This window comes from Desulfothermus sp. (assembly GCF_053993635.1).
In genome coordinates this window covers 1-4576 of the sequence record NZ_JBMYBT010000089.1, presented here as the reverse complement: position 1 = coordinate 4576, position 4576 = coordinate 1, and the positions used below count along the sequence as shown (strand labels likewise).

The window sequence follows — 4576 nt, the reverse complement described above, 5'->3', positions numbered from 1 at the left end:
GGCTTAAACAACAGAAATTCCACTCCAACATCATTTCCCAAGGTCTCTATGTTTGCCAATAGGTTTTCTATTTCTACTGTTGAATCTGGAAGGAGTTTCTTTGCATAATAAAAAATTTTTCGTTTATCTTTGATTTTGACTTCAAGTTTTTTTATTTGAGCTGCTTTTTTTCGATTTAATGCTATTTGTCGATTTAGATTTTCAATGTCTTTTTCCAATAATTTTATCTGTTCACTTTTGGGTTTAAAAATAAAATACCAATAGCCTGTTGTCACTAGCAAAATTACCACAAGAAACGCAATTATTCTGTATTTTCTTGGATATTTTTCTATCTTTTCAATTAGCTCGTTTGTTTTCATTGTGTTTTTTCATCCATGATTTTTTTTGTTACCAGTTTAAAACTAAATGATACCAAACTATAACCCATTATTTTTCTCTTTGCAGATTGTTTTAAATATACTTCTTTTGTGTACTTTGAGTGTCTCAACTTTTTTATGTACTGAGCTAATATATGGTTATCCAAGGCGACTCCTGAAAGGTCTATATTCTTATTGGAAGATAACTTTAAATTGGTAAACCATAATTTTTCTTTAATAAAATTTGTAACCAATTCACTTAGATATATAACAGGCATATTCTGACTTTTTCTTATTTCTTTTATTACTTTTATTTTATAATTTAATTCTTTTAGTTGCTTTTTGTAATTATTTACAATTTTAACTTTTTTGATTAATAATCTATTTAAATTTTGCTTTTGAGATTTTATATTTGCTAAATGATTAATGTGGTTATTGATTTTTGTATTGACAAAAAATAATAATATGGATATAACTAACAAAGTTAAAACATATATTCCTAGCTCAAGCTCAATAGATAAACCTCTTTTTGTCTTTTTATAAGGATATAAATTAATTTTTATCATCTACATTCTACCTTATATTTTTTATATAAAATTTCTCAGTGCCAGGCCAGTAGCAATGGCAAATTGTGGCCTAACAGATTTAATGTATTCAAGATCGAAATTGGAAATAGGTATATCTATTTTTCTAAATGGATTTAAGAAATCAATATTTTTTTCCAGGTGCTCTTCCATTACTTCTTTTAATTTAGGTGATAAAGATCCTCCGCCAGATAGATAAATATTTTCAACCTCTTTATTTTCTGGGTTGTTTGAAGTATAAAAATATAATATTTTCTGAATTTCATCGATCCAGGTTAGATATAAATCCTCCATTTTTTGATTAATTAAAATTTTGTCTTTTGGGGCAACGGAACTAAATCCATTTATTTTTATTTTTTCACATTCAGAAAAATTTTTATTCAGCACCTGTTTTACTATATCTGTTAGCTGATCACCCCCCAGACTTATATCCCTTATAAGCAGAGGCATTCCATTTGAATAAACACAAAATATTGTGTTTACGCCCCCAATATCCAGTAGATATGTGGTATCAGAAATGTAATCAGGATAATTGTATTCAAAACAATTGCATAAGGCAAACCCTTCTACATCTATTCCTTCGATCTTGAAATTTGCCCCTTCTATGAAATCTTTTAATTCATTTACTACATTTTTTTTACTTGCAACTAAAAAGTATTCGATATTTTTTGAGTCCCCTTCTGGATTATCTATGATAAAGTAGTCCATATATACATTTTCTATATCAAAAGGGATATGCTCTTTTGTATGCTTTTTTATTGTATCTTCTAGTTTTTCAGCTTTTCCTTCTGATTTGGGCAATTTGAGTCTTTTAATAATTACAGAATGGCCTGCTAATGACAGACTCACTTCTCTGTCCTTGATTGATAAGGAATTTAAAAGTATTTTTATTTTTTCTCTTAATTTTTTTTTGTCTTCAATCTCTTCTCTTTTTAGATAAGTCCTGCCTAATTTATTAAGTTCTAATTTTTTCCCATTTTTTGTCAGTCTAACTGTTTTTATCCATTTGTTTCCGAGATCCAGGCCAATCCCTGCTTTTTTTTTGGATAATTGCAAAAGGCCCATGAAATTTGCCCCTAACTAATTTGTTTTTTGGGTCTAATAGTTAATACTGGCACACTAGATCCTTTTACCACTTTTTCAGCTACAGAACCAAAGAGAATTCTATCTATACCTTTTCTGCCGTGTGTTCCCATTACAATTAGATCTATATTATTTTCTTTTGAGTAGTTAATTATTTCTTCTGCTGCATAACCAGTTATTACCTTTCCAAAAACCTTTGGATTATCAGGAAAATTTTCTTTAATAAATTTTTCCATGGTCTCCTCTGCACCCTGGATAATTTCCCCTACAAAATTTTCAATTGAACTTGGTGATATCTGAAAACCCACATATTGTGATAGAGTAGGAGCAACATATATAATATGTAAATCAGCGTCAAAGGCCTCCTGTAATGTATAGGCATACCTAACCAACTCTTTTGAATATTCAGCAAAATCCACTGCACATAATATCTTTTTAATTTCTTTTTTTTCCATTATAACCTCCAGTATGGTTAAGTTTTATCTTTACAATATCTATTAATTATTCTCTGGATAATTTTACTTGTGGAATAATTGGACAAAAAATTGGAACTTATTACTCTTCCTCCATAGCTTGTGACTATATCGTATCCCACAATTTCCTCTTCCCTCCAGTCTCCGCCTTTTATTAATACTTGAGGACGTATGTTTTTTATTAGATTATATGGTGTCTCTTCATTAAATATGATTACGTAATCTACAGCTTCCAGAGCTGCTAGACAAATTGCCCTGTCTATTTCATTGTTAATAGGTCTATTTTCTCCTTTTAGCATTTTTACGGAACTATCGCTATTTAAGCCAACTACTAATATATCACCCAGTGTTTTTGCCTGTTGTAGATATTCTATGTGCCCCCTATGCAATATGTCAAAGCATCCATTGGTAAATACTATTCGTTTATTTTTTAAAGTGCTATTTTTTATAATGAGGAATTCTTCATGTGACTTTATTTTTGATATTAAAGGATTTATCTTATTCATGTCAATAATATGATGCTTTTTTTGTTAATATTTTGATTTATTTTCTATAAAATTTTTTTTGTTGGCAATGTTCTGGAAATTCTATCAACCAAGATATCCAGATTTTCTCTGGTAAGTGCGGAGATTAAAATACCTTCCGGGAACATATGTGTTAATCTTATTTTCTCTTCCTGGCTAATTTGATCTATTTTATTTAAAACCAAGATCTCTGGAATATCCATAAGTTTCATTTCAGTTAATATCTCTCGTACAGCTGAGATTTGTTCTTCTATATTTTCGTGTGATGCATCAGCCACATGTAGAATTATATCTGCTATGTTCAATTCTTCTAAGGTAGCCATGAAGGCGTCTTTGAGTTTTTGAGGCATGTATTTAACAAATCCAACTGTGTCTGTTATTATAACTTCCTTTTCATTAGGGAAGCGAATTCTTCTAGATGTTGGATCCAACGTGGCGAATAGCTTATTAGCAGTGTAAATGTCACTTCTTGTAAGTACATTTAATAATGTGGATTTTCCAACATTTGTGTACCCTACTAAAGAGACTACAGGTAATCCAGCCTTTTGTCTCCTGAGCCTTTTATGTGCCCGTTGGGCCTTTACCTTCTCCAATTCTTTTTTTAATTTTGTCCTTCTCTCTCTAATCCTTCTTCTGTCCATCTCAAGTTTAGTCTCTCCTGGTCCTCTGCCACCAATTCCTCCAGTAAGTCTGCTCATAGCCCTATTTTTTCCCACTAATCTTGGTAAAGTATACTCTAGTTGAGCCAACTCCACCTGGAATTTCCCTGCTTTACTCTTGGCATGCTGGGCAAAGATGTCCAGTATGAGTTGTGTCCTGTCAATTATTTTTCTTTCTGTTATCTTTGCAAGATTATTAATCTGTGACGGAGTCAGTTCTTTGTCAAAGATTAAAATATTGGCGTCTGTCTGAAGACATAAAACCTCCAGTTCCGCCAGTTTTCCCTTTCCAAGTATAAATTGTGGGTTAACAGATTTGACCCTCTGGATAAGCTTTCCACATACCTCAACTCCAGCTGTTTTTGCGAGTTCAGACAATTCTTTTAAAGATTTTTCCTGGATTTCTTTAGATGTAGTATCCACACTAACTAATAGAGCCCTTTCTTTATTTTTTGATAAGACTCCCTTCTCTATATTCCTTGTAAGTTCTTCTTCAATTGCCTGTATTGTCCCTTTGAGATTTATTTTGTCAGTGTCCCAAGGAAGGATCTCTGATATATAATACGGCCTGTTTTTTTTGTTAGAAGGGAGAATATGGGCCCACTGAAATTTCTCAGGATTACCCTCTTCTCCCACCATTAAAACTCCAATGTTATCTAACCTTAAAAAAATAAGATCCATTAAGTCATCTTGAGTTAAAGGGGTCTTGCCCCTGTGGGTGTGTAAGAGTCTTATCCCTTTTAGCCTGCCACTTTTAACCCTTATCCTACCCAACTGAGGAATAACTATCTTTTCATTATCTCCAAGTATAACTTTTAGAACAAGACCCTTTCTATCTATTAAAAGACCAATTTGCCTCTTGGCCTCAGAGGTAAGTTCTGCAAGTTCCCAGGCCTG

At 31.9% G+C, this 4576-nt stretch carries 6 protein-coding genes; all 6 read right to left on the bottom strand.

The genetic code is table 11. The features are described from left to right. On the bottom strand, window positions 1-359 hold a 359-nt coding region (locus ACY2V1_RS07090; protein ID WP_461834098.1), incomplete at its 3' end, for a type IV pilus inner membrane component PilO. Further along, entirely contained in the window at window positions 356-922 is a 567-nt protein-coding gene (locus ACY2V1_RS07085; protein ID WP_461834097.1) for a PilN domain-containing protein, read from the bottom strand. The genes ACY2V1_RS07090 and ACY2V1_RS07085, both read right to left, overlap by 4 nt. A 21-nt stretch (window positions 923-943) precedes the next feature. Next, the gene (pilM, locus tag ACY2V1_RS07080) at window positions 944-2005 is read right to left on the bottom strand and encodes a type IV pilus assembly protein PilM (RefSeq protein ID WP_461834096.1); all 1062 of its coding nucleotides are present in this window, start codon (window positions 2003-2005) and stop codon (window positions 944-946) included. 11 nt (window positions 2006-2016) lie between these two features. Beyond that, window positions 2017-2478, bottom strand: coding sequence for a universal stress protein (locus ACY2V1_RS07075; RefSeq protein ID WP_461834095.1), 462 nt, complete (start codon window positions 2476-2478; stop codon window positions 2017-2019). A gap of 17 nt (window positions 2479-2495) precedes the next feature. Further along, window positions 2496-3002, bottom strand: coding sequence for a D-glycero-beta-D-manno-heptose 1-phosphate adenylyltransferase (rfaE2, locus tag ACY2V1_RS07070; RefSeq protein WP_461834094.1), 507 nt, complete (start codon window positions 3000-3002; stop codon window positions 2496-2498). A gap of 44 nt (window positions 3003-3046) precedes the next feature. Further along, on the bottom strand, window positions 3047-4576 hold a 1530-nt coding region (gene hflX, locus ACY2V1_RS07065), incomplete at its 5' end, for a GTPase HflX (protein ID WP_461834093.1).